Source organism: Mesorhizobium sp. 128a (assembly GCF_053848025.1).
This window is the reverse complement of record NZ_JBSPKY010000082.1, coordinates 1-883: the sequence shown is the minus strand read 5'-3', so window position 1 is coordinate 883 and position 883 is coordinate 1. Positions and strand designations below refer to the sequence as shown.

General features: G+C 60.1%; 1 protein-coding gene. It reads left to right on the top strand.

What is annotated here, in order from left to right:
- On the top strand, positions 1-883 hold an 883-nt coding region (locus ACWTU9_RS33150; RefSeq protein ID WP_455862007.1), incomplete at both ends, for a dihydrodipicolinate synthase family protein.

The window sequence follows — 883 nt, the reverse complement described above, 5'->3', positions numbered from 1 at the left end:
TGGACTGGCGTTTTCCCGGCTGTAACTACCAAGCTGACGAAGGAGGGCAGGGTTGACCTCCAGGCGACAACCCAGAGTGTCGACAGGCTGGTAAAGGCCGGGGTTTCCGGCGTCATCATGCTTCCGATGCTGGGCGAGAACGCCTCAATGTCTCTGAAGGAACGGGAAGAGATTATTGGGGCTGCCGTGGACGTCGTGGCCGGCCGCGTGCCGGTTCTATCCGGGCTTGCCGAGATCACGCTCGAAAGCGCTGTCACCAACGCGAAGCTCTACGAGACGTTTGGGGCCCAAGGACTAATGGTTTTTCCTAGCCTCGGCTACAAGACCGACCCTCGTGAAACCGTCGACTGGTACCGGGGAGTTGCCGCCGCTTCCTCCTTGCCCCTTATGATCTACAATAATCCCATTGCCTACGGCGTCGATTGCACCGTCGATGTGATGAGGCACCTCGGGGACGTTCCGGAGATCGTGTGCATCAAAGAGGAATCCGGCGACATTCGCCGCGCAACCGACCTGTACGTGGCGTTCGGTGATCGCTTCAGTGTCTTCTGCGGCGTTGATGACCTGATCGTGGAAAGCTCCGCGCTCGGCGTCACAGGCTGGGTCTCGGGCATGACCAATGTCTGGCCCGCGGAGTGCGTCGAGTTGTTCGGGCTCTGTACCGCAAACCGCTATGATGAAGCCCGCGCGCTCTACCGGATCCTGACGCCCTCGTTTCACCTCGACACCCACGTTAAGCTGGTGCAGTACATCAAGCTCGCCGAAAACTTGGTTTATGGCGCCCCGGAATGGACCCGGGCACCGCGCCTTCAGCTTGTGGGCGACGAGCGTGAACTCGTCATCTCCATCGTTCAGAAGGCAATCGACACCCTTGCCGAGCGGG